The 22,253-nt window shown below is 74.3% G+C and carries 25 protein-coding genes; 15 read left to right on the top strand and 10 right to left on the bottom strand.

Annotated elements, in window-relative coordinates; all coding sequences use genetic code 11:
- Nucleotides 1–20: 20 nt before the first annotated feature.
- Nucleotides 21–932, top strand: a complete 912-nt coding sequence (locus IE331_RS17000; RefSeq protein WP_201931711.1) for a DMT family transporter — start codon at nt 21–23, stop codon at nt 930–932.
- A 94-nt stretch (nt 933–1,026) separates the two neighbouring features.
- Nucleotides 1,027–1,236, top strand: a complete 210-nt coding sequence (locus IE331_RS11955) for a hypothetical protein (protein ID WP_192143653.1) — start codon at nt 1,027–1,029, stop codon at nt 1,234–1,236.
- 34 nt (nt 1,237–1,270) lie between these two features.
- On the opposite strand, the gene IE331_RS11950 is transcribed toward IE331_RS11955, so the two are convergent.
- A complete protein-coding gene (locus IE331_RS11950) occupies nt 1,271–1,756 on the bottom strand; it encodes a cupin domain-containing protein (RefSeq protein WP_192143652.1) in 486 nt (161 codons plus the stop codon).
- A gap of 99 nt (nt 1,757–1,855) precedes the next feature.
- On the opposite strand from IE331_RS11950, the gene IE331_RS11945 reads away from it, so the two are divergent.
- Nucleotides 1,856–2,767, top strand: a complete 912-nt coding sequence (locus IE331_RS11945) for a glutaminase (RefSeq protein ID WP_192143651.1) — start codon at nt 1,856–1,858, stop codon at nt 2,765–2,767.
- Here the strand turns inward: IE331_RS11945 and IE331_RS11940 are convergent.
- Nucleotides 2,764–3,720 (bottom strand): acyl-ACP desaturase, encoded by a 957-nt coding sequence (locus IE331_RS11940; RefSeq protein WP_192143650.1) that lies wholly within the window; start codon nt 3,718–3,720, stop codon nt 2,764–2,766. The genes IE331_RS11945 and IE331_RS11940 overlap by 4 nt on opposite strands.
- 128 nt (nt 3,721–3,848) lie before the next feature.
- Entirely contained in the window at nt 3,849–4,535 is a 687-nt protein-coding gene (locus IE331_RS11935; RefSeq protein ID WP_192143649.1) for a TetR/AcrR family transcriptional regulator, read from the bottom strand.
- A 152-nt stretch (nt 4,536–4,687) separates the two neighbouring features.
- On the opposite strand from IE331_RS11935, the gene IE331_RS11930 reads away from it, so the two are divergent.
- Both IE331_RS11930 and IE331_RS11925 read left to right on the top strand, forming a co-directional pair.
- Nucleotides 4,688–5,656 (top strand): NAD(P)-dependent alcohol dehydrogenase, encoded by a 969-nt coding sequence (locus IE331_RS11930; RefSeq protein WP_192143648.1) that lies wholly within the window; start codon nt 4,688–4,690, stop codon nt 5,654–5,656.
- A gap of 37 nt (nt 5,657–5,693) precedes the next feature.
- Nucleotides 5,694–6,368, top strand: a complete 675-nt coding sequence (locus tag IE331_RS11925) for a histidine phosphatase family protein (RefSeq protein ID WP_192143647.1) — start codon at nt 5,694–5,696, stop codon at nt 6,366–6,368.
- 5 nt (nt 6,369–6,373) lie between these two features.
- Here the strand turns inward: IE331_RS11925 and IE331_RS11920 are convergent, their stop codons facing one another.
- Nucleotides 6,374–6,550, bottom strand: a complete 177-nt coding sequence (locus IE331_RS11920; protein ID WP_192143646.1) for a hypothetical protein — start codon at nt 6,548–6,550, stop codon at nt 6,374–6,376.
- A 580-nt stretch (nt 6,551–7,130) separates the two neighbouring features.
- Between IE331_RS11920 and IE331_RS11915 the strand changes: the two genes are divergently transcribed.
- The 4 genes from IE331_RS11915 to IE331_RS11900 all read left to right on the top strand — a co-directional run bounded on the left by IE331_RS11915 (nt 7,131) and on the right by IE331_RS11900 (nt 10,416).
- Entirely contained in the window at nt 7,131–8,567 is a 1,437-nt protein-coding gene (locus IE331_RS11915) for a phytoene desaturase family protein (RefSeq protein ID WP_192143645.1), read from the top strand.
- A 103-nt stretch (nt 8,568–8,670) separates the two neighbouring features.
- Nucleotides 8,671–8,829, top strand: coding sequence for a hypothetical protein (locus IE331_RS11910; RefSeq protein WP_192143644.1), 159 nt, complete (start codon nt 8,671–8,673; stop codon nt 8,827–8,829).
- Between the two features lie 99 nt (nt 8,830–8,928).
- The gene (locus IE331_RS11905) at nt 8,929–9,417 is read left to right on the top strand and encodes a GNAT family N-acetyltransferase (protein ID WP_192143643.1); all 489 of its coding nucleotides are present in this window, start codon (nt 8,929–8,931) and stop codon (nt 9,415–9,417) included.
- A 30-nt stretch (nt 9,418–9,447) separates the two neighbouring features.
- Entirely contained in the window at nt 9,448–10,416 is a 969-nt protein-coding gene (locus IE331_RS11900) for an SGNH/GDSL hydrolase family protein (RefSeq protein WP_192143642.1), read from the top strand.
- An 80-nt stretch (nt 10,417–10,496) separates the two neighbouring features.
- On the opposite strand, the gene IE331_RS11895 is transcribed toward IE331_RS11900, so the two are convergent.
- Nucleotides 10,497–11,762, bottom strand: coding sequence for an amidase (locus tag IE331_RS11895; RefSeq protein ID WP_192143641.1), 1,266 nt, complete (start codon nt 11,760–11,762; stop codon nt 10,497–10,499).
- The gene (gene asnB / locus IE331_RS11890) at nt 11,759–13,249 is read right to left on the bottom strand and encodes an asparagine synthase (glutamine-hydrolyzing) (protein WP_192143640.1); all 1,491 of its coding nucleotides are present in this window, start codon (nt 13,247–13,249) and stop codon (nt 11,759–11,761) included. The genes IE331_RS11895 and asnB overlap by 4 nt, the downstream gene beginning before the upstream one ends.
- A 44-nt stretch (nt 13,250–13,293) precedes the next feature.
- Here asnB and IE331_RS11885 point away from each other — a divergent pair, with 44 nt between their 5' ends.
- Entirely contained in the window at nt 13,294–14,139 is an 846-nt protein-coding gene (locus IE331_RS11885) for a thioesterase family protein (protein ID WP_192143639.1), read from the top strand.
- A 26-nt stretch (nt 14,140–14,165) separates the two neighbouring features.
- Here IE331_RS11885 and IE331_RS11880 read toward each other — a convergent pair whose 3' ends face one another.
- Nucleotides 14,166–15,197: a hypothetical protein gene (locus IE331_RS11880; RefSeq protein WP_192143638.1), complete on the bottom strand. Its 1,032-nt coding sequence runs from the start codon at nt 15,195–15,197 to the stop codon at nt 14,166–14,168.
- A 42-nt stretch (nt 15,198–15,239) separates the two neighbouring features.
- Here IE331_RS11880 and IE331_RS11875 point away from each other — a divergent pair, with 42 nt between their 5' ends.
- On the top strand, nt 15,240–15,647 hold the full coding sequence (locus IE331_RS11875; RefSeq protein WP_201931709.1) for a (deoxy)nucleoside triphosphate pyrophosphohydrolase: 408 nt from the start codon (nt 15,240–15,242) through the stop codon (nt 15,645–15,647).
- Here IE331_RS11875 and IE331_RS11870 read toward each other — a convergent pair.
- Nucleotides 15,617–16,591 (bottom strand): DMT family transporter, encoded by a 975-nt coding sequence (locus IE331_RS11870; RefSeq protein ID WP_192143637.1) that lies wholly within the window; start codon nt 16,589–16,591, stop codon nt 15,617–15,619. The genes IE331_RS11875 and IE331_RS11870 overlap by 31 nt on opposite strands.
- Before the next feature lie 123 nt (nt 16,592–16,714).
- On the opposite strand from IE331_RS11870, the gene IE331_RS11865 reads away from it, so the two are divergent.
- From IE331_RS11865 to IE331_RS11850, 4 genes are read left to right on the top strand one after another with little or no spacing between them, the layout of a single operon-like run.
- Nucleotides 16,715–17,011 (top strand): hypothetical protein, encoded by a 297-nt coding sequence (locus IE331_RS11865; RefSeq protein ID WP_201931707.1) that lies wholly within the window; start codon nt 16,715–16,717, stop codon nt 17,009–17,011.
- An 18-nt stretch (nt 17,012–17,029) separates the two neighbouring features.
- A complete protein-coding gene (gene mshB, locus IE331_RS11860) occupies nt 17,030–17,938 on the top strand; it encodes an N-acetyl-1-D-myo-inositol-2-amino-2-deoxy-alpha-D-glucopyranoside deacetylase (RefSeq protein WP_192143635.1) in 909 nt (302 codons plus the stop codon).
- Complete coding sequence (locus tag IE331_RS11855; protein WP_192143634.1) at nt 17,938–18,318, top strand: hypothetical protein; 381 nt, start codon at nt 17,938–17,940, stop codon at nt 18,316–18,318. Before mshB ends, IE331_RS11855 begins: the two co-directional genes overlap by 1 nt.
- 25 nt (nt 18,319–18,343) lie before the next feature.
- Nucleotides 18,344–20,056, top strand: coding sequence for a VanW family protein (locus IE331_RS11850; protein ID WP_192143633.1), 1,713 nt, complete (start codon nt 18,344–18,346; stop codon nt 20,054–20,056).
- Here IE331_RS11850 and IE331_RS11845 read toward each other — a convergent pair.
- A complete protein-coding gene (locus IE331_RS11845; RefSeq protein WP_192143632.1) occupies nt 20,017–21,441 on the bottom strand; it encodes an ATP-binding protein in 1,425 nt (474 codons plus the stop codon). The genes IE331_RS11850 and IE331_RS11845 overlap by 40 nt on opposite strands.
- Entirely contained in the window at nt 21,434–22,114 is a 681-nt protein-coding gene (locus IE331_RS11840; protein ID WP_192143631.1) for a response regulator transcription factor, read from the bottom strand. The genes IE331_RS11845 and IE331_RS11840 overlap by 8 nt, the downstream gene beginning before the upstream one ends.
- Between the last annotated feature and the right edge of the window lie 139 nt (nt 22,115–22,253).

The raw sequence follows: 22,253 nt of genomic DNA, 5'->3' as shown, positions 1-22,253 counted from the left end.
TCCGGTGCGAGACTGCGGCGGTGAGGAACCGGGCCGGCATCGCGTTCGCCGCGCTCGGCCTCATCTGGGGCAGCAACTTCATCTTCATGAAGTGGGCCTCGGAGACCATCACCCCCGGGCAGATCACCCTGCTTCGCGTGCTGTTCGGCTTCCTCCCCGTCCTCGCGTACGCCGCGGCGCGCGGCGTACTGCGGTGGCGCCATGCCCGGCACCTGCACCACTTCCTCGTGATGTCGGTGCTCGCGACCAGCGCCTACTACTTCGCCTTCGCGGCCGGCACGGCGCTGCTCCCCTCCGGGATCGCCGGTGCCCTGAGCGGCGCGATCCCGCTGTTCTCCTTCCTCGCCGCCGCACTCCTCCTGCGCAGTGACCGGGTCACCCCGGTGCGCCTGCTGGGCGTTCTCGTCGGCTTCGGCGGGGTGCTGCTGATCGCCCGTCCCTGGTCTGCGACGGGCGCGGTCGACCCGGTCGGGGTGGCCTACATGCTGCTCGGGTCGGCCAGCGTCGGCCTGTCGTTCGTCTACGCCAAGCGATTCCTGAGCGGCCTGGGCATCGCCGCGGCCGCGCTGACGACGTACCAGATCGGGCTGGCGCTGGTGACCCTCCTGCTGGTGACGGACCTCGACGGGGTCACCGACGTCGCGGCCGACACCCGGGCGCTGGTCGGGGTGGTGATCGGCCTCGGACTGCTCGGCACCGGGGTGGCCTACATCCTCTACTACGTGATCGTCGACCTGCTGGGAGCGGTGACCGCCTCGAGCGCGACCTACATCCCGCCGGTCGTCGCGCTCGCGATCGGCTGGCTGCTGGTCGGCGAGCCGCTCGACCTGCTCGACGGTGTCGCCGTGCTGCTCATCCTGGTCGGCGTGGCGGTGCTGCGGTCGGCAGCCGGCCGGCCGTCCCCGGGCGGGAGCGGTCGCGCCGGGACTTGAGGTCGGTCACATCGGGCCGTTTCGGGGAACGTCTCGGGCTCCCCGAACGCTCTACGGGTGACAGCACGATCACCACTGAGGAGAACCGAGCCTGATGGCCAGCACGTACACCCCCCTGATCCGCAACCTCGACGTCCTGCACGCGGCGTACATCGACGCGGTCAACGCCGCCGCGGAGGCAGGCGACCTGACCCGTGCCCTGGAGCTCGCGGAGGCCTACGACACCGACGCGACGCTGATGGTGGCCGAGCACGAGGGCAAGACCCACATGCTGCCGCTGCGTCGCCGCGGCGCCGCCGCCTGACCCGGACACCTGTTCCCTGCGGGAGCACGGCGACTCACACGTAGATGTTGTCGTGCTCCTCGCAGAAGGCGAGGAACTCCTCGCGGCCGGGCTGCCAGCGGCCCTCCGCGATCTCGACGAGCCCCTTGAAGTAGGCCTCCCGCGGCACGCCCGGGGCGAAGTGGATCAGCAGTGAGGCGGGCTGGCCGGACTCGTTCCGGAAGCCGTGCAGCCCGCCTTCGGGCACGTGCACCCAGTCCCCGGGCGACCCGTCGAACCAGGCGCGACCGTCGTAGAGCCGCACGGTTCCGGTCAGCACGAAGAACGACTCCGCGAAGGTCCGGTGGAAGTGCGCGTCCGCGCCCGCGGGCTGGGGCCCCATGTCCCACCGGTAGAGGCCGAACCTGCCGCCGGTGTCCGCCCCGGTCGCCAGGTAGCTCGCGGCGCCCCCGGGCCTCGGCAGCTCCGGCGGGGTCCCCGCAGGGCGGTACGACGCGGACGCCTCGCCGCTGCCGAGGTGCACCGGGTCCGGGTAGGACATGGCGCGAATCTAGGACCGTCGGCCAGGTCCGGGCAAGGGTTCCGGCTCCGCCGCCCCCGGGACGCCGTACGCCGGGGCGCGCCGGGCACAATCACCCGCATGGACCTGGACGACGTGCTCGAGGAGATCAGGGCCGAGGTCGCGCCGTCGGTCGGCACCGGCGTCGTCGCCGACTACATCCCGGGCCTGGCCTGCGTGGACCCTCAGCAGTTCGGGATGGCGGTCGCCATGAACACCGGCGAGGTGCACGTGACCGGGGACGCCGACACCTGCTTCTCGGTGCAGAGCATCTCGAAGGTGTTCAGCCTCGGCCTGGTGATGACTCACGACAGCAACCGGATCTGGGAGCGGATCTCCCGGGAGCCGTCGGGCAACCCGTTCAACTCGCTGCTCCAGCTCGACCAGGAGTGGGGCAAGCCCCGCAACCCGTTCATCAACGCCGGCGCGCTGGTCGTGACCGACCGGCTGCACAGCACCACCGGGGACGCTCGCTCCGCGATGCGCGAGCTGGTCCGCCGCGAGAGCGGCAACCCGATGGTCGACGGTGACCCGCGGATCGCGCAGTCCGAGCACGACACCGGGCACCGGATCGCCGCGATGGCCCACCTGCTGGCCAGCTACGACAACCTCGAGTGCCCGGTCGAGGAGGTGCTGGAGCAGTACTTCTGGCAGTGCTCGCTGGCGATGAGCTGCCGGGAGCTGGCGCTGGCCGGTGGCTGGCTGTCCCGGCACGGCGTGCGCGCCGACGGCACCCGGATGCTGTCGCTGCAGCAGACCAAGCGGATCAACGCGGTGATGCTCACCTGCGGCACCTACGACGCGGCGGGGGAGTTCGCCTACCGGGTCGGGCTGCCGGGCAAGAGCGGGGTCGGCGGCGGCATCCTGGCCGTGATCCCGGACCGGTGCACGATCTGCGTGTGGAGCCCGGCGCTGGGCCCGTCCGGCAACTCGACGGCCGGCGTGGCCGCGCTCGACCTGTTCACGACCCGCACCGGCTGGTCGATCTTCTAGCTGGCGATGTCAGGGTCCTCCGCGTCGTCGCGCCGCGCGGCCTGCCGGGCCCGGCTCTCGGCGCGCCGCTCCACGAACTTCGCGGCCTGGGCGTCGAGCGCGGCGACGAACGTGGCCAGCTCCTCCCGGGCCTGCTCGCCGACCGCCCCGAAGTCGGTGCGGTCGAAGACGTTCCAGTGCCGCAGGATCGGCATGATCACCTCGTCGTGGTGCAGCCGGTTGTCGTAGATCCCGGCCTTGGCGATGATCATCGAGTTGCGGCGGAAGCCGGCCATCGTGGCCCCCGGCATCTCGAAGCCGACGACCTCGTCGGTGATCGCCCGCATGGTCGCGTCGGGGGCGATCTCGAGCGCCGCGGAGACCAGGTTGCGGTAGAAGACCATGTGCAGGTTCTCGTCCTTGGCGATCCGGGCGAGCAGCTTGTCGGCGATCGGGTCACCGGTGACCTTGCCGGTGTTGCGGTGCGAGACCCGGGTGGCGAGCTCCTGGAAGGAGACGTAGGCGACGGTCTCCAGGGCGGTCTTGTCACCGGAGTCGTAGCCCGAGGTCATGTAGTCCATGCGGGCCCGCTCCAGCTCGACCGGGTCCACCCCGCGGGTGACGACGAGGTAGTCGCGCAGCGCGACGCCGTGCCGGTTCTCCTCGGCGGTCCACCGGCCGACCCAGGTCCCCCAGGCGCCGTCCCGGCCGAAGCGGGTCGCGATCTCGCGGTGGTACGACGGCAGGTTGTCCTCGGTGAGCAGGTTCGTGAACATCGCCGCCTTGGCGACGTCGGAGAGCCGCGACTGCTCGGGGTCGTAGTCCTCGCCGCCGAGGAAGGCGAAGTCCCTGCCCTCGCTCCACGGGACGTAGTCGTGGGGATGCCACTCCTGGGCCATCGAGAGGTGTCGGTCGAGGTTCGTCGCGACCGTCGGCTCGAGCTCCTCCAGCAGGTTGGGGGGCGTGCTGGTCATCGTGTCTCCCTGGGCGTCGGCGCCTGTTCCTCGCACCCTACGCCCCGATGTGAGCCACGCCACTGGGTCGACGGGCCCCGCGGCGTACGTCGTGGCGCGGCGCCCGGCGCCGTAACGCGACTCCGCGGTCAGCCCAGCGAGGCGACCCGGCGCCGCTCGAGACCCTCGAGGACCAGGTCGAGGCCGTAGTCGAACTCGGCCCCGAAGTCGTACCCCGGCTGCAGCACGTGCTCCTCGGTGAGCTCGCGCAGGTGCGGGTAGGAGTCCTCCGGCAGGCCGGCCAGGATCAGCTCGGCGAGCGCGGCCGTCTCCTCGGGCCCGTGCATCGGCATGCTCACCTCCTGGACCATGAAGCCGTAGAGGTGGGCGTCGAGGACGGCGAAGGCGTGCGCGGCCATCGGCACCGAGAAGCCCCCGCTGCGCAGGCATCCGAGCACCGCGTCATGGTGGCGCAGGGTCGCAGGGCCGGGGGTGCTGCGGGAGTCCATCAGGCCCACCGCCCACGGGTGCCGGGCCAGGACCTCGCGGCCGGACCGGCAGCGGCGTCGGATCTCCTCCATCCAGTCGGCGCCGGCGCGGGGGAGGTGGATCTCGGCGAAGAGCACGTCGACCATGCCGTCGAGCAGGTCCTCCTTGTGGGTGACGTGGTGGTAGAGCGACATGGCCTCCACCCCCAGGTGTCGGGCGAGGGAGCGCATGGTGAGCGAGGTCCGGCCGTCCCGGCCCTCCCGGTCGGCCAGCTCGACCGCCGCCGCGAGGATGCCGTCACGGGTGAGCGTCCCGCGGGCCTGTCGGCCGTCCGTGCGCGCTGCCATCCGGGGTCTCGCCTCCTGTCGTCTTCCTGTCGTCGTCCAGGTGGTGCAGGCCGCCACGGGCCGTTGCCGTGCCGGATCCTGCCGCACCTTGCCATGACTTACGCCGTAAGTGTACGCTGGCACTCCGAACTTACAACGTAAGGAAGAAGAACATGAGAGCGATCGTCCAGGAGCGCTACGGCGACGTCGACACCCTCGAGCTGCGTGAGGTCGACCCACCGGTGCCGGGGCCGGACCAGGTCCTGGTGCGGGTCCGGGCCGCCGGCGTCGACCGCGGGACCTGGCACCTGATGACGGGCCTGCCGCTGGTCGCCCGGCTGGGCCTCGGCCTGCGTCGCCCCAAGTGGCCGACGCCTGGCCGCGACCTGGCCGGCGTCGTGGACGCCGTCGGCGAGGGGGTGACCCGGTTCGCGATCGGCGACGAGGTCTTCGGCACCGCGGGCGGGTCGTTCGCCGACCTCGCGGTCGCCCCCGAGAAGCGACTGGCCCTCAAGCCGGCCGCGCTGTCGTTCGAGGAGGCCGCCGCGGTGCCGGTCTCCGCCATGACCGCCCTCCAGGGGCTGCGACGGGTGGGCAGGGTGCGGGCCGGTCAGTCGGTCCTCGTGACCGGCGCCTCCGGCGGGGTCGGGTCGTACGCCGTCCAGCTGGCCAAGGCGTTCGGCGCCGAGGTGACCGGTGAGGCCAGCGGCGCCAAGCTCGACCTGGTGCGCTCGCTCGGCGCCGACCACGTCATCGACTACACGACCGAGGAGCTCGGCGCGGACGGCCGCCGCTACGACCTGGTGCTCGACATCGCCGGCCAGCGGCCGCTCCGCCGGATGCGGAGGCTGGTCACGCCGCGCGGCACGCTGGTGATCGTCGGTGGCGAGAACGGCGAGCGCTGGCTCGGCGGCATCCACCGCCAGCTCGGCGCGTTGCTGCTCTCGCCGTTCGTCCGGCAGCGGCTCGCGTCGTTCGTCTCGAGCGAGAACGCAGCCGACCTGGAGACCCTGGCCGACCTGGCCGAGCAGGGTGCCTTCCGTCCGGCCCTCGACCAGACCTTCCCTCTGGAGGCCGCCGCCAAGGCGATCTCGCACCTCGCCTCCGGGCACGCCCGCGGCAAGATCGTGGTCGTGCCCTGAGGCGAGGTGATCGGGTCGGAGACCCTAGGCTGCCGGGATGGATCTCCTCCTCGTGCGACACGCCCAAACCCACGCCAACGTCGCCGGCGCCCTCGACACCGCCCTCCCGGGTGCCGACCTGACCGAGCTGGGGGAGCGACAGGCCCGGGCGCTCGTCGACCTGCTCGCCGACGAGCGGATCGACGCCGTGTGGTGCTCTCCCACGCTGCGCACCCGACGTACCGCGGAGGGGGTGGCCCGGGCCCACGGGCTCACACCCCGGGTCCACCCGGGTCTGGTCGAGATCTCGGCCGGCGACTGGGAGATGTCCACCGCCGACGAGCACGGGGTCGCCTACCGCGAGGCGATCGTGGCCGGCGTCAGCGGCGGAGGCGCCGCCCTGGTGCCCGGCGGCGAGTCCGCGGACCAGGTCTTCGCCCGGTTCGACGCGGCCATCGCCGAGATCCGGGCGACCGGCGCGGAGCGGGTGGCGGTGGTCAGCCACGGGGCGGTGCTGCGGGCCTGGTGCGGTGCCCGGGTGCCGAACGTCCCCGCCGCCCTGGTCAGGGACCGGCCGCTGGGCAACACCGGCCTGGTGCGCCTGCACTCGCACGACGGCGGCTGGGCCGCCTCGGAGTGGGACACCGAGCTGGTCCGGCCCGGTGGCGCCGCCGGCCCCGCCGCCCAGGGGACCCGCGAGACCAGTGCGCCGCGGAGCGCCGGGCGCCCCTGAACCGATCAGCGCCAGGCGTCCCACTCGGGCCGCAGGTCGCCGCCCGCGTTCGGGGCGTCGTCGGGGTGGGACTCGTCGGCGCAGTCGCAGACCAGCGTCCGGCTGCTGCAGCAGGAGTGGATGCCCAGTCGGCACGGGGTGCACAGCACCTGGGCGGAGTCCTCGTGGGTCAGAAGCGCCACGGACATCCCTCCCCCGGTTCGAGCCCCCACTCGTTCCCTGTCCCTCCAGTCTGCGAAGTCGGCGCCGGGTTGCGCAATGACCCACCTGGACTGGGGTACCCGGGCCATTGACATCCCGGACGGGGGAGTTTGAAGCCGCGTCGGCCGGGCACCGGGCGGGGCATGAGTTCACTGACACGCATCGCATCCCGATTCCTCGGAGGCGGCCGTCGCGCCGCCGGGGGCCGCCCCACCACCGGCGGCCCGGCGGCCGGACGCCCCGGAGGCGTGGGAGGCGCCGGAGGCACCGGTGGCAAGGACGCCGCGATCGGTCGCGGCGTGCGCAAGTTCCTGCGCCGCGCGCGCTGAGAAGGACGACGACCCGTGGCGGGTGCCGTACGCCGTGGCCCGCCGCGGGTCGCCCAGGTGCCGGAGCCAGGAGGCCATCAGGACTCCTCCGGGCTCCGGCGCCACCCCATGCCGCCAGGTCCTCGCTAGGCCCCGGATAGGCCCCGGATAGGTTGGCGACCAGTCGGGTCCGGGTCGTGACCCGGACGCCCGCACGACGGGCGGACCACGGGGTACGAGGGAGGCGGCGCGGGTGAGCACGGCAGTGATCGTCGGCAGCGGCCCGAACGGGCTCGCCGCGGCAGTGCGCCTGGCCCAGGCCGGGGTCCAGGTCACCGTGCTCGAGCGCGAGGACCGACCCGGTGGCGGCACGCGCACCTCCGAGCTCACGCTGCCGGGAGTGCTCCACGACGACTGCTCGGCCTTCCACCCCCTCGGCGTCGCCTCGCCGTTCCTCCACTCGCTGGACCTGGGCCGCTTCGGCCTCACCTGGCGCTGGCCGGACGTCGACCTGGCGCACCCCCTGGACGACGGGCGGGCCGGGGTGCTCTCGCGCGACCTCGAGCGGACGGTGGCCTCGTTGGGGCCGGACGGGAAGGCCTGGCGGGGACTCTTCGGACCGCTCGCCGAGGACTTCGACGCCCTGGCCGAGGACGTCCTCCGGCCGGTGCTGCACCTCCCGCGGCACCCGGTGCTGCTGGCCCGGTTCGGCCTCAACGCCGCGCTGCCCGCCACCCTGCTGGTGCGGCGCTGGGAGGACGAGCGGGCCCGGGCCCTGTTCATGGGCGTGGCCGCGCACGCCTTCAACCGACTCGACACGCCGCTCAGCGCCGCCGTCGGCCTGATGCTGGGTGCCGCCGGGCACCGGTCCGGCTGGCCGGTGGCCGAGGGCGGCAGTGCGGCGATCTCCGGTGCCCTGGTGGCCCTGCTCGAGAGCCTCGGCGGCACGGTCCGGACGGGCGTCACGGTGCGGGGGCTCGAGCAGCTGGGCGACCTGAGCGGCGGCGCGCCGGACCTGGTCCTCCTCGACACCTCCCCCCACGACGCGCTCTCGATCGTGGGCGACCGGGTCCCGGACCGGGTCCGCCGCGGCCTTGCGCGCTACCGCTACGGCCCGGCGGCGTACAAGGTCGACTACGCCGTCGACGGCGACGTGCCGTGGACCAACGAGGAGTGTCGCCTCGCCGGCACCCTGCACCTGGGCGGCACCGCGGCCGAGGTCGCCGCCGCCGAGCGCGACGTGAGCAGGGGACGGATGCCGGACCGGCCGTTCGTGCTGGCCGGCCAGCAGTACCTCGCCGACCCGAGTCGCTCCGCGGGCGGGGCGAACCCGGTCTGGGCCTACGCCCACGTGCCGCACGGCTACGCCGGAGACGCCACCGAGGCCGTCACCGCGCAGATCGAGCGCTTCGCACCCGGGTTCCGGGAGCGGATCCTCGCCACCCACGTGCGCACCCCCCGCGACCTCGCGGCGTACAACCCGAACTACGTCGGGGGCGACATCAGCTCCGGCGCGAACACCGCCCTGCAGATCGCGCTGCGGCCGCGGCCGGCGGCGGACCCCTACTCGCTCGGCGTGCCGGGGGTCTACCTCTGCTCCTCGGCCACGCCGCCCGGAGGCGGGGTGCACGGCATGTGCGGCGCCAACGCCGCGGAGTCGGCGCTGGCGCACCTCGGCGGGGGGAGCTGAGCGTCGCGACGGGTGGTCCTCTGCCGCGACCGGTGGGAGACTGGTGGGGCACGGAGCCGGGTGCTCGGGGCACCCGCCCGTCGACCATCCGGAGGTAGCGACCATGAAGTCACTGACCCGCACCCTGTCCCGTCTCCTGGGCGGCGGCAAGCGCCCGGAGGAGCCGCACCAGGGCGAGCACCACATCGAGTCGGGCAGCTCACCGACGCAGGACGACGCGCTGCGCCAGGGGTTCTCGACGATCTTCCGCCGGCTGCGCTGAGCGGCCGGCGGCCCGAGGCGCCCGACGCGCCCGCACCCTCGGCCGGCCCGCCGAGGTCTGGCGCCGAGGTCTGGCGCCGAGGTCTGGGAGAGTGTGCCCATGACCGGTGTCCTGCTGCGGCCGCTGCTCCCCGGCGAGCTCGCCGACGCCCGCCCGTCCGACGGTGGCTTCGACGACTTCGGCCCCCGCCCCGGCTACGCCTCACCACCGCCGTGCTCCCTCGACGAGCCCGGGGCGATGGCGGTGCTCGCCGGCGGGCGGCTGGCCGGCAGTGTGAGCTGGATCTGGCAGCGCTGGGGCCCCAACCACGGCTCGCGCTGCCCGATGATCGGGATCTGGCTGGCCCCTGAGCACCGCGGGCACGGCTACGGGACCCAGGCCCAGTCCCAGCTCGTCGACCTGCTGTTCCGGCACACCCCCGCGAACCGGGTCGAGGCGCACACCGACGTCGACAACAGACCCGAGCGGCGGGCCCTGGAGAAGGCCGGCTTCACCGCCGAGGGCGTGGTCCGCGGCGCCCAGTGGCGCGACGGGGACTGGCGCGACGGCGTGCTGTACTCGGTGCTGCGCGCCGAGCGGGGAGCGTGACCCGGGCCGCGCTCCTGCGTTGAACCTGGCATGACCCGTTCCTCCTCGCTGCGCTTCGGCGCCCTCCTCACCGCCGCACTGGTGCTCTCCGCGACCGGGGTGCTCTCCGCCAGCGCGGCGCCCTCGACGGCCTCCGCGGGTGACTCCGGTGCGGCCGCGGCCCCGCAGGAGTACGTCGCACTGGGCGACTCGTGGTCGGCCGACGTGGTGTTCCTCGACGGCAACGGGACCCCCGACTCCACCCACGCCCCCGTGGACTGCGCGCAGTCGCACACGAACTACCCCAAACTGCTCGCCGCGGAGCTCGGGATCACCGACTTCAGGGACGCCACCTGCGGCTCGGCGAAGACGGACCACTTCTACGCCCCGCAGTCGCTGCCGCTCGGCGGCACCAACCCGCCGCAGTTCGACCGGCTCACGCCGACCACGGACCTGGTCACGATGGGGATCGGCGGGAACGACGCCGGCATCGCCAGCGCCGCGACGGACTGCCTCGGCGGGCTGCCCGTCGACGCTCCCGACGGCCCCGTGCGGTCGCCGGCGGGCGGGTGCAAGGACACCTACGCCCCCGAGGGCGGCGAGGACCGGCTGGCCCGCCAGATCGAGGAGTCCGAGCCCAAGCTGGTCGCCGCGATCGAGGAGATCCGTCGGCGCAGCCCCGAGGCGCGGATCCTCGTGGTCGACTACCTCGCCGCGGTGCCCGAGCACGCCTGCTACCCGCGGGTGCCGATCACCGAGGAGGACATGGTCTACCTCCACGCGACGTTCCTGCGGCTCAACGAGATGGTGCGGTCGGCCGCCGCGGCCGGTGGGGCCGAGCTCGTCGACACCTTCACCCCGACCCTCGGCCACGACGTCTGCCAGGGCCCGACGGTCCGCTACGCGGAGGTCTACGGCCCGTCGGTGAACGGCCCGGCCGTCGGCGTGCCGGCACACCCCAACTCGGCCGGGGCGGCCGCCCAGTTCCGGGCGGTGCTGGCCCAGGTCCAGGCCCCCTGAGGGGGCGGGTGCTCGGGTGGCGGGGCCACGCACGGGGGTGGCTGCCACCTGAGCACCCGAGGCGGCCCGGTGCCGGGGCGTCAGCGGCCTCTGGCCGGGAGCCGCGGGTGCTCACCCGACAGCGCGGCCTCGAGCGTGGACCCGACGCGGTAGAGGCAGCGGTCCAGCCCGGCCGGCGCCATCAGCTGCACGCCCACGGGCAGCCCGGCGCCGAGACCGGCGGGCACGGACATCGCGGGGACCCCGGCGAGGTTGGCCTCGACCGTCCACCAGTCCGTGCGCGGACGGGACAGCGGGTCGCCCATGCCGGGCCGGCCCAGCCGGGGTGCCACCAGCGGCACGGTCGGGCTGAGCATCACCTCGCACCGGCCGAAGGCGCGCTCGACGTCGTCGACCATCCGCTCGCGCAGCTCCACCGCCTCGCGGTGCACGTCGCTGTCGCAGAGCCGTCGACCGATCGCGAGCCGGCTGGCCGCCTCCGGGCCCAGCGGGCCGAGGACGGCGTGCTCCTCGAGGACCGGCAGGGCCTCGACCGAGGAGACGGTGAGGTAGACGTCGAGCAGGTCCCCGAACCGCGGGACGGTCACCGGGACCGCCGTGGCCCCGAGCGCGACCAGCAGTCCCAGCGCCACCTCGAACCGCTCGACCACCTCGGGTGCGTTGCGCTCGCCGGTCATCGGCTCGATCACGCCCACCGTCCAGCCGACCAGGTCGTCGCGGGCGCCGGCCTCGGTCGAGGCGACCAGCCCCTCCACGCCGGCCAGTACCTCGTGCAGGAGCGCCGCGCCGCGCAGGTCCGGCGCCAGCGGGCCGACCCGGTCCAGGCTCGGGGCGAAGGGGACGACTCCGTCGACCGGCACCGTCCCCGGTGAGGGGGCCACGCCCACGACGCCGCACATGGCCGCCGGCTCGCGGATCGAGCCCCCGGTGTCGGTGCCGATCGCCAGCACGCCGTACGCCGCCACGGCGGCCGCCGAGCCGCCGCTCGAGCCACCGGGGGTGCGGTCGAGGTCGTGGGGGTTGCGGGTGGCACCGGACGCGGAGCTCTCGGTGGAGGCGCCCATGGCCAGCTCGTCGAGGTTCGTCGTCCCGAGCACGAGGCCGCCGGCCGCCCGCACACGGCGGACCACCTCGGCGTCGCGTCCGGCCGGTGGCCGGTCCCGGCGGGTGGCCGAGCCGCAGGCCCAGGGCGCCCCGCGCACGGCGATGTTGTCCTTGACCGCGACCGGGCGTCCCGCGAGCGGACCCGCCGAGGACCCCGCGCGGCGTACCGCGTCCGGGTCGAGGTGGACGAACGCGTTCAGCTCGCGCTCACGGGCCCAGAGCTCCTCGAGGTGCAGGCTCACGCGTCGGCGAACCTGCCGAGCAGGGCGGCCGGCACGCCGGCCAGTCCCTCGGCGAACATCCGCTGGTAGGCCAGCTCCTCACGGCTGCGCGGCGCCGGCAGGCCGGCCACACGCTCGCCCGCCCAGTCCGGGTCGGGCACCAGGTCGGCCACCCGCCGCGCCATCACCTCGGCGGTGCCGCTGCCCTCGCCGAACTGCTCCTTCGGCCGCCAGAGCACGTCGTCGGGCAACCAGCCCGCGAACGCCTCGCGCAGGAGGGCCTTCTCCAGGCCGTGCCGGTGCGGCACCCGCCAGGAGATCGGCAGCCGGGCGGCGAGGTCGACCACGTCGCGGTCCAGGAACGGCACCCGCGCCTCCAGCCCGTGTGCCATCGTCACCCGGTCGCAGCGCTGCAGGTTGAGGTTGTGCAGGCCGGAGACGCTGTCGAGCAGCTCCTGCCGCAGGTCGGCCTCGGCGACGTCGCGGTGGTGGGAGTAGCCGGCGAACAGCTCGTCGGCGCCCTCTCCGGTGAGCACCACCTTGACCGTGCGTGCGGTCTCCTGGGCGAGGAGGTAGTTGGGCACCGCGCTGCGGACCAGCGACGGCTCGTAGGACTCGATGCTGCGGACCACGTCGGGCAGGACCGCGAGCACCTCGTCGGCGTCGTAGAGGCGTTCGTGGTGCTCGAGGCCGAGGTGCTCGGCGACCCGCCGGGCGGCGACCACGTCGGAGGAGCCCGCGGTGCCGGCCGCGAAGGAGTGCACCGTCCCGCCGACCTCGTCGGCGTGCCGGGCCATGAGTGCGGCGACCAGGCTGGAGTCGAGACCCCCGGACAGGAAGACGCCGAGGGGCACGTCGGCCATCATCCGGCGGTGCACGGCGGTCTCGAGGGTCGTCCGCAGCAGCCGGAGCGCCAGGTCCCGGTCTTTGATCTCGCGACCCCCGACGTGCAGCTCGCGGAACCGGGCCAGCCCGGTGGTCGGCGACCAGCGGTGCCCCGGTGGGAAGCTCTCGACCAGGGGTCGGTGGACGGCGTCGAACGCGCGCATCTCGGAGGCGAACAGCGTGGCGGGTCCGGTGCGGACCCAGTAGAGGGGCTTCACCCCGACCGGGTCGCGCGCCACGACCAGGTCCCCGTCGACGTGCGCCACCGCGAACGCGTACATCCCGCGCAGGTCGCCGAGGGCGTCCGGGTCGTCGCTGATCGCCGCGGACAGCGCCGCCTCGGAGTCGGAGTCGGTGCGGAAGTCCCGGGGCGCGACCTCCCGCAGCCGGGCGTGGTTGTAGATCTCCCCGTTCACCACGGCCCAGTGCCCGTCGTCGGACGGCAGCGGCTGCGCCCCGTGGTCCAGGTCGACGATCGACAGCCGGGCGTGGCCGAGCCACGTGGGCCCCACCGTTCGGGTGCCGCGACCGTCGGGCCCGCGGTGCCCGATCCGGTCCAGCATCCGCTCGCCGAGCGCGGAATCCGGCCCGGTCGGGTCGTGGACTGCGACGATGCCGCACATGGGGTGAGTCTAGGTCCGGTGTCGAGGCCCGTACGCTGCCCCGCATGGGCTACGAGTTCGACCGCGACACCGCCGTCACGTCCACCGGCGCCGGCACTGGCACCGCCACCGGCACGGGGGAGTACGCCGCCTCGCTGGCGCCGGGCTGGATGATCGGCGGGGGCATCAACGGCGGCTACCTGCTGGCCGTGGTCGGCGCCGCACTGCGGGCCGCCTCGCCCGGCAAGCCGGACCCGGTCGTCGTGAGCGCCCACTACCTCTCCGCCTCGGTGCCGGGACCCGCGACCGTGTCCACCCGGGTGCTGCGCGACGGCGCCGGCCCGGGCAGCCTGGCGTCCCTGGCCGCCGAGGTGACCCAGGACGGCGTGCCGCGGATCAGCGCGCTGGCGACCTACGCGGATCTCGGTCGCCTGCCCGACGACGTCCGCACCACGGCCACCGAGCCCGTGCTGCCGGCGGTCGAGGACTGCGTCCCCTCGTCGCTGGCGCCGGAGGACTTCCGGCGGACCTCGCCGCTGCTGGACCGGCTCGATCTCCGGCTGGACCCGGCCCACGCCGGGTGGGCGGTGGGGGAGCCCAGCGGGGCGGGGGAGATCCAGGGCTGGCTGGCGATGGCGGACGGCCGCGAGCCGGACCCGCTGTCGCTGCTCCTGGCCCTCGACTCCCTGCCCCCGGTGACGTTCGACCTGGGGATGCCGGGATGGGCGCCGACGCTCGAGCTGACCGCGCACGTCCGGGCGCGGCCGGCCCCCGGCTGGCTCAAGGTCCGGCACGCCACCCGGAACCTCGCCGGTGGCCTCTTCGAGGAGGACTGCGAGGTCTGGGACTCCGCCGGCCGCCTGGTCGCCCAGAGCCGGCAGCTCGCCAAGGCCCCCCGCAGCCGCACCTGAGCACCCGACCGGGGATCAGGGGAGGGTCAGCGGCGGTCGAACCAGTCCCGTCGCATCGAGAAGACCCAGCGCCGCCGCGGGTGCTCGGTGACCGACCAGAGCTGGTCCCGGGACGGCCAGTAGGAGACGTCCTCCGGGCCGATCGGGGTGGCCCACCGGAACCGCCGGAAGGCGCCCGGCCCGCCGACGTACACCGAGCCCGGCGTCCAAGGACCCTTCGATGCGGTCACGTGGTAGCGGCCCCGCGCGACCACGGCGCCCTGCATCTGCACCACCCCGCCGTCGTCGAGCAGCACCGGGCGCGAGACCCCATCGTCGCCGGCGACCAGGTGCAGGGTCCGGGGGTCGAGCGGGAACCGGGCCAGGCGTGTGGTCTGCCGGTGCCGGCCGTACTCCCCGGCGACCAGGGCCGGCGGGTCGGCGCCCCGGTCGATCGAGAGGAACGAGAACCGCATCCGCTCGTGGCCCTCGTCGGCGTCGGCGCGGTAGGTGAACCGCACCGGCAGCAGGTAGCGGTAGCCGTGGGTCTCGAGGGCGCCGGCCCGGTCGTCCGGCACCCGCATCAGGTCGTCCATCCGGCAGGTCATGAAACCCCGTGCGGTGGCGGCCACGTGCAGGTAGGGCCCGCACCAGACGATGCCGCCGGCGTGCACCTTCAGCGGCTCCAGCCGGACCGTGCCGTCCGCGGCGAGCTCGGGGACCACCAGCAGCACGTGCCGGTAGCGCAGGGTGTCGAGGTCGAGGAAGCTGATCCGGGAGCCCTCCCCGGCCTTGGAGTACCACGAGACCAGCACCACGCGTCGCCCCTCGAGGTCCTCCTCGTCGGTGGCGTCCGCCGAGGTGCTGATGCCCTGCGGCCACCAGTGCGGGTCCCGTCGGTCGGCGGCGTCCCAGGTGACCGCCCGGTGCACCGCCCGGCCGAACGCACCCCACGCCCTCCGGCCGCGCCGGTTCAGGTCGTCGAGGACCCCGTCCAGGCCGACCCGGCCGCCCAGGAGCACAGCCAGGGCCTCGATCTCGCGGGAGTTCTCGTCGCTGCGGCGGAGGTGGACCGACATGCCGCCCACCGTACGAGGTCCGGGTGCGGCAGGGTGGGTGCCGTGCGCGAGGTGGTGGGGGCGGCGGTGGTCCGCGGCGGAGCGGTGCTCGCGTGCCGGCGTACGGCGCCCCCCGAGGCCGCCGGCCGGTGGGAGTTCCCCGGCGGCAAGGTCGAGTCCGGCGAGACGCCGGAGGCGGCGTTGACGCGCGAGGTCGTCGAGGAGCTGGGCTGCACGGTCGTGGTCGAGCACTGGCTCGACGGCGCCGCGGCGATCGGCGGCAGCCACCGGCTGCGGGTGGCCGTGGTCCGGCTCGACGAGGGCGAGCCGCGGCCGGTCGAGCACGACGCGGTGCGCTGGCTGGGGGCCGACCAGCTCGACGAGGTGGACTGGCTGGAGCCGGACCGGCCGTTCCTGGCGGAGCTGGCCGAGGTCCTTCGTCAGGACCGTGGGGACCGCCGGGACCGCTGAGTGCCCACGGTCGCGACCGCGACCCCGGTGACCGCCACCACCAGCCCGACCAGCCCCAGCGGCGTGAGCACCTCGCCGAGGGTCGCCCAGGCCAGCACGGCCGTGACCGGGGGCATCAGGAAGAACACGCTCGAGGCGGCACCGGCGCCGCCGGCCCGCACCAGCACCCCCAGCAGAGCCAGGCCGACGATCGAGTTCACCACTGCCAGGTAGCCGATCGCGATCACGGCCCGGGCGGGGTCCCTGACCACGTCCGTGCCCTCCACCGCGAGGGCGAGCAGCAGGACCGGCGGACCGGACACCGCGAACTGGATCGTCGCCGACCACAGCGGGTCCGGGGCGTGCCCGATCCAGCGCTGCCCGAGGGTGCCCAGGCTGAGCCCCAGCACGCTGGCGACCGCGAAGCCGATGCCGACCACGCCACCGGCGCCGTCGACGTCCGGGCCGAGCACGATCAGCACACCGACGACGCCCAGCACGAAGCCGACGACCTGGCGCGGGGAGAGCCGCTCGCCCAGCAGGATCCCCGCCAGCAGCGCGGTCAGCACCGGACTGAGCGAGTGCATCAGCGCCCCCAGGGTGGCACCCAGGCCGGCGTCGAACGCGAGGTACATGGCACCGAACTGGACGCCGTTCATCACCAGCCCCGCCGCCGCGATCCGCACCAGCGACCGGCGGTCGAGCCGGAGCGGGCCGCGGAGCACCCTGGCGAGCACGCCCACCAGCACCGCCGCCACGAGGAACCGGATCGCGACCAGCATCAGCGGCGACATGCCGGAGACGCCGTACGGCCCGGCGATGTAGCCCGACGACCACACCAGCACGAAGCCCGCGGTCGGCAGCAGGGGCAGGCCCGCGACGTCCCGCGGGGCCCGGCCGCGGGACTGGGCACGGGACTGGGCACGCGACTGGGCACGCGACTGGGCACGGGAATGGCCGGTCACCCGCCACCCCCTCCTCGGTCCGGGACGCCGCGCACGACCCTGCACGGCACGCTAGCCGCCGGGGGTTGGCCGGGGGTTGGCCGTGGGTTGGGAGGTGGGCGGTCGGCGCGGGAGACTGGCCGGGTGAGAGCGATCTTCTTCGACGAGGACGAGGCGCGGGCGGCGGCGGCCGAGCTCGCCGGCGACGGGTGGTCGGCCCGGGTCGAGCGGGAGCGGCTGGCCGGGGAGGACGACGACGAGGACCACCCGTGGGCGGTGGTCGGCGACGCCCCGTCGTTCGTCCTCGAGCTGCTCGTCGACCGCTACGACGGGTGGCTGGACGGCGACGACGGCTCACCGACCACCGCGACCCCGGCCCCGCTCGACCTGCCGTCGGGCCCGAGGCGCCTCAAGCGACCACCGGCCCAGCCTCCGTTGTGAGGTCACTAGGCTCGGACCATGACAGCTGACCAGCGCCTCCTCCTCGTCCACGCGCACCCGGACGACGAGTCGATCGGGCAGGGCGCCACGATGGCGAAGTACGTCCGCGAGGGTCGCGGCGTCACGCTGGTGACCTGCACGGCCGGCGAGATGGGCGAGATCCTGGTGCCCGAGCTCGAGCACCTCGCCGCGGACCGCGACGACCTGCTCGGCGAGCACCGGCAGGGCGAGCTCCAGGACGCCATGGCGTTGCTCGGGGTGCGCGACCACCGCTTCCTCGGAGGGTTCGGCCACTACCGGGACTCCGGCATGAAGTGGCACGACGACGGGCACGCGGTGGCCGCCGACGAGGTGCACGACAACGCCTTCTGGCGGGCCGACCTCACCGACGCCGCCGACCTGCTGGTCGAGGTGATCCGCGAGGTGCGGCCGCAGGTGCTGGTCACCTACGACCAGTTCGGCGGCTACGGGCACCCCGACCACATCCAGGCCCACCGGGTCGCGATGTACGCCGCCCAGCTGGCCGCGGTGCCGTCGTACCGGCTCGACCTCGGCGAGCCCTGGGACATCGCCAAGATCTACTGGGGCGCGATGTCGGAGAGCCGGATGCGCGAGGGGCTGCGGGCGCTGCGGGCCGCTGGCGACACCACCACGTTCGAGGGCATGGACCCCGAGGGGCCGATGCCGTTCTTCGTGGTCCCGGACGAGCAGCTCTCCGCGGTGGTCGACGGCACCGACGTCGTGGACCGGAAGATGGCGGCCCTCGCCGCGCACCGCACCCAGATCAGCGTGGACGGGCCGTTCTTCGCGCTCTCCAACAACATCGGGGCGCCCGCCTGGGGGCTGGAGTTCTTCCGGATCGCCAAGGGCGTGCCGGGCCCGACCGGGGACGAGGGCCTGGAGACCGACCTGTTCGCCGGCCTCTGATGCGCCGCCCGGCCCGGCTGGCGCTGGTGCCGCCGCTGTTCGCCGCGGGCCTGGCCACCGGGGTCGCCTCCACCGGGCTGCACGACCGGTCGTGGGCCTGGTTCGCGCTCGCCGTGGCCGCCCCGGTCTCGGCGGCCCTGGCGCTCAGCGCCGGCTGGTGGCGCACCTCGTTCGCGGCCGGCTGGGTGCTGGTCGTGACCGCCGCCGTGCGCGGCCGCCCCGAGGGTGACTACGCGGTGGCCGCGGACGGCCGCGGCTACGCGTTCCTCCTCGTGGCGCTCGGGCTGGTGGTGCTGGCCGTGGCCTCGACACCGGTCGGCGCCCGCCCCGGCCGGCGGGCGTCGCGGGCCCGCCGGGGCGCCGCCGAATCGGGCTCGTGAGGCCCCGGCTCCTAGGATGGCCCGCGTGAAGACCCAGAACCAGCGCGAGAGCAACGGGGGACGCGTCGTCGTCTGGACCGTGCTCGGACTCGTGGTCCTGTTCGGCGCCGCCTACGTCGCGGCCTACGCCTTCGCCGGCGAGAAGGTGCCCCGAGGGGCGACGGTCGCCGGCGTCCCCATCGGCGGGCAGACCCACTCCGAGGCCGCCGAGACCCTCGAGGCCGGCCTCGCCGAGCGCAACCGGCTGGACGTGAGCGTCGACGGCGAGCCGGTGCGGGTCACCGCCCAGCGGCTCGGCCTGACCGTCGACCACGCCGCCAGCGTCGAGGCGGCCGGCGGCGGGCGCAGCTGGGCGCCCGGGCGGCTCTGGGACTTCTACACCGGAGGGGACGACCTCGACCCGGTGCTCCGCGTGGACGAGGACGCCTTCGCCGCCACCCTCGACGAGCTCGACGAGACGTTCGGCACCAAGGCCCGCGAGGGTGACGTCGGGTTCGAGGACGGCCGGGCGACCACGACGAAGGCGCGGGTCGGCGAGGTCATCGACCGGGACGCGGCCCGCGGCGCCCTGGAGCAGGCCTACATCGACGACGACGCCGCGGAGCTGGACCTCGTGGAGATCGAGCCCGAGATCAGCGCCGACGACGTGCAGCGGGCCCTCAACGAGTTCGCGAACCCGGCCACCTCGGGACCGGTCACGCTGGACTTCGGCAAGGCCACGGTGCGGCTGACGCCGGCCGAGTTCTCACCGTTCCTGGCGATGCGGGCCAAGGACGGCGAGCTGGTGCCGCAGCTGCGCCAGAAGAAGCTGGCCGGCCTGGTGCGCTCCCGGTTCGCCGGGTCCGCCGGTGCCCCGGTCGACGCGACGGTCCGGCTGGTCGGGGGGAAGCCCAAGGTGGTGCCCTCCAAGCCGGGCGTCGACTTCGACCAGAAGGACATCAACCGGGCCTTCCTGAAGGTGGTCGCCGCCAAGCCGGGCAAGCGCGAGCTGGCCGTCAAGGCCACGGTCAAGAAGGCCGACTTCACCACCAAGGACGCGCGTGGGCTGAAGATCACCGAGCGGGTGTCCACCTTCACGACCTACTACCCGCACGCCGACTACCGCAACGTGAACCTCGGACGGGCCGCGGAGCTGATCGACGGCACCGTGCTCAAGCCGGGGGAGACGTTCTCGCTGAACGGCATCGTGGGCGAGCGCACCGCCGACAACGGCTTCACCAAGGGCTTCATCATCAGCAACGGCGTGTTCAAGGAGGACTTCGGGGGCGGGGTCTCCCAGATCGCGACCACGACGTTCAACGCGATGTTCTTCGCCGGCCTCGAGGACGTCGAGCACCGGCCGCACTCCTTCTACATCGACCGGTACCCGGTCGGCCGGGAGGCCACCGTCGTCTGGGGCGCCCTCGACCTGAAGTTCAAGAACGACACCCCGTACGGCGTGCTGGTCGCGGCCAGCATCAACCCGAGCTCGCCCTCCTCCACCGGCTCGGTGACGGTGTCGATGTACTCCACGAAGACGTGGGACATCACCACCCGGACCGGTGACCGGTTCAACTTCACCGAGCCCGAGACCCGCCGGCTCAAGGGCGAGGACTGCGTGGAGAACGAGGGCTACCGCGGCTTCGACATCAACGTGTTCCGCTACTTCCGCAAGCCGGGTGCCTCCAAGCTGGCCCGCACGGAGAAGTTCGAGACCACCTACACCCCGTCCGACACGGTGGTCTGCAAGAAGTCCTGAGCCTGGGGCAGCCGCAGGCTGACGACGGTGCCGGTCTGGCCGGCCTCGACGGCGAGCGTGCCGCCGTGCCGCTCGGCGATCGCGCGCACGATCGGCAGGCCGAGGCCGAACCCCGACCTGGGTCCGCCCCGCCCGGGTCCGCCGAGCCCGGGTCGATCCCACCCGGTTCCTTCCTGGCCTGGGCCCCCGGGGGCCTGCGGCGCCCAGTCGGACCCGTGGTCGGCGACCCGGATCGCCACCGTCCGCCCCTCACCGACCGTGGACAGCTCGACGTCGCCGCTGCCGTGTCGCAGCGCGTTGTCGACCAGGTTCGCCAGCGCCCGGTCCAGCCGCGCCCGGTCCGCACGGACGGTCGCGCCGAGCGACCCCGTCCCGGACGCGACCAGCACCCGGCGTCCGTCGGGGGCCGCCGACCCGAACCGCGCCGCCACCGCGGCCAGCAGGTCGTCCACCCGGACCTCGGTCAGGGCCAGCGGGGCCTCCCGGTCGTCGGCGGCGGCGAGGACCAGCAGGTCCTCCGAGAGCCGGGTCAACCGGTCCACCTCCTCGCTCGCCGACCGCAGCGCCGCGACCAGCTCATCGGAGCCGCGCGGCCGGGCGAGGGCCAGGTCGAGCTCGGTGCGCAGGAGCGCCAGCGGGGTGCGCAGCTCGTGGCTGGCCTCGGCCACGAACCGCCGCTCCCGGAGCAGACCCTGGTCCAGGCGGTCCAGCATCGCGTTGAGGGTGGTGCCGAGCCGGTGCACCTCGTCGGAGGCCGCCGGGAGTGAGAGCCGGTCGCCGGAGCTGCGCGCCGAGATCGCCTCGGCCTGCCGGCGCATCCGCTCCATGGGGCGCAGGGCCGCGCCGGCCACGGCGTACCCGAGACCGGAGGCCAGCAGCAGGGTGAGCGGGGCCCCGACGAGGAACTGGGTGCGGATGCCGTCGAGCGCGTCCTCCGCGGCCTCGCCCGAGGTCCCGGTGACCAGCACCTGACCGGCACTGCGCCGTGCGAGCAGCAGTACGACCTCGGGCTCGTCGTCGCCGGTGAGCAGCACCACCCGCTCCGACCAGGTGTCCGCGCCGTCGGGCCCGCCGCGGCCGGGGTCCGCCAGCAGGGGCGCCGCCCGGACCTGGGGCGAGCCGGCCAGCAGCGCTCCGTCGGGGCCCAGCACCTGGCCGAAGGTCGCCCCGGTCATCGTCTCCACGGCCTCCGCCCGGTCCGCCGCGGGCACCCGCTCGAGCGCGTCGAGCTGCGTCGCCAGCGCGTCCCGCGTCTGCGCCTCGAGCGTCGCCGCCACCCGGAGGTGGACGAAGACCCCCAGGGCCAGCAGGGCGAGTGCCGAGGTGGCGGCGAACGCGAGCGCGACCCGGGCCCGCAGGGGCACCCGCCGCCACCGGCTAGCCATCGGCGCCGGCCGTGAACCGGTACCCGGCGCCACGGACCGTCTCGAGCGAGGTCCGGCCGAAGGGGCGGTCGATCTTCTCGCGCAGGTAGCGCACGTACACGTCCACCACGTTGGAGCCCGGCTCGTAGGCGGAGTCCCAGGCGTGCTCGAGCAGCTGGCTGCGGCTCAGGACCTGTCCGGGCCGGCGCATGAAGGTCTCCAGCAGCGTGAGCTCGCGGGTGGACAGGGCGATCTCCTCCTGACCGCGCCAGACCCGGTGGCTGGCCGGGTCGAGGCGCAGGTCGCCGGCGGTGAGCACTGCGGGCCGCTCCACCTGGACCCGCCGGGTCAGGGCCCGCATCCGGGCCAGCAGCTCCTCGAACGAGAACGGCTTGCCGAGGTAGTCGTCGGCCCCGGCGTCCAGACCGGCGATCCGGTCCTCGGTGGCGGTCCGGGCGGTCAGCATCAGCACCGGTGCCCAGACCCCCCGGGCCCGGAGCCGTCGGCAGGTCTCGAAGCCGTCGAGGTCGGGGAGCATCACGTCGAGCAGCACGACGTCGAAGTCGGCCGCCGCCGCCAGGGCCACGGCGTCGGCCCCGGAGCCGACCACCTCCACGACGTCGCCGCGCTCGGTCAGCCCGCGCCGCAGCAGCTGCGCGAGCTTCGCTTCGTCCTCCACGACGAGTACGTGCACCCACCCATGCTAGGGACAGCGGATGAGTCGGCGATGAGCTCCGCGGACCCCGGTCCGGCCTCATCACCGGCTCATGTCGTCGTCCTAGCGTCGGACCCGGGACCTGAGGAGCCTCGGGTCGGACGACGAAGGAGGACGT

This window comes from Nocardioides donggukensis, assembly GCF_014842875.1.
Classification (GTDB): Bacteria; Actinomycetota; Actinomycetes; order Propionibacteriales; family Nocardioidaceae; genus Nocardioides; species Nocardioides donggukensis.
The sequence above is the reverse complement of the archived record's forward strand: the minus strand, read 5'-3'. Positions and strand labels throughout refer to the sequence as shown.

Excerpts from the sequence above, each read along its gene's own strand:
- IE331_RS11845 (WP_192143632.1), bottom strand. The coding sequence starts at position 21,441 with ATGGCTAGCCGGTGGCGGCGGGTGCCCCTGCGGGCCCGGGTCGCGCTC.
- IE331_RS11910 (WP_192143644.1), top strand. The coding sequence starts at position 8,671 with ATGAAGTCACTGACCCGCACCCTGTCCCGTCTCCTGGGCGGCGGCAAG.
- IE331_RS11880 (WP_192143638.1), bottom strand. The coding sequence starts at position 15,197 with ATGTCGGTCCACCTCCGCCGCAGCGACGAGAACTCCCGCGAGATCGAG.
- asnB (WP_192143640.1), bottom strand. The coding sequence starts at position 13,249 with ATGTGCGGCATCGTCGCAGTCCACGACCCGACCGGGCCGGATTCCGCG.
- IE331_RS11900 (WP_192143642.1), top strand. The coding sequence starts at position 9,448 with ATGACCCGTTCCTCCTCGCTGCGCTTCGGCGCCCTCCTCACCGCCGCA.
- IE331_RS11955 (WP_192143653.1), top strand. The coding sequence starts at position 1,027 with ATGGCCAGCACGTACACCCCCCTGATCCGCAACCTCGACGTCCTGCAC.
- mshB (WP_192143635.1), top strand. The coding sequence starts at position 17,030 with ATGACAGCTGACCAGCGCCTCCTCCTCGTCCACGCGCACCCGGACGAC.
- IE331_RS11930 (WP_192143648.1), top strand. The coding sequence starts at position 4,688 with ATGAGAGCGATCGTCCAGGAGCGCTACGGCGACGTCGACACCCTCGAG.
- IE331_RS11940 (WP_192143650.1), bottom strand. The coding sequence starts at position 3,720 with ATGACCAGCACGCCCCCCAACCTGCTGGAGGAGCTCGAGCCGACGGTC.
- IE331_RS11950 (WP_192143652.1), bottom strand. The coding sequence starts at position 1,756 with ATGTCCTACCCGGACCCGGTGCACCTCGGCAGCGGCGAGGCGTCCGCG.
- IE331_RS11905 (WP_192143643.1), top strand. The coding sequence starts at position 8,929 with ATGACCGGTGTCCTGCTGCGGCCGCTGCTCCCCGGCGAGCTCGCCGAC.
- IE331_RS11925 (WP_192143647.1), top strand. The coding sequence starts at position 5,694 with ATGGATCTCCTCCTCGTGCGACACGCCCAAACCCACGCCAACGTCGCC.
- IE331_RS11885 (WP_192143639.1), top strand. The coding sequence starts at position 13,294 with ATGGGCTACGAGTTCGACCGCGACACCGCCGTCACGTCCACCGGCGCC.
- IE331_RS11945 (WP_192143651.1), top strand. The coding sequence starts at position 1,856 with ATGGACCTGGACGACGTGCTCGAGGAGATCAGGGCCGAGGTCGCGCCG.
- IE331_RS11855 (WP_192143634.1), top strand. The coding sequence starts at position 17,938 with ATGCGCCGCCCGGCCCGGCTGGCGCTGGTGCCGCCGCTGTTCGCCGCG.
- IE331_RS11935 (WP_192143649.1), bottom strand. The coding sequence starts at position 4,535 with ATGGCAGCGCGCACGGACGGCCGACAGGCCCGCGGGACGCTCACCCGT.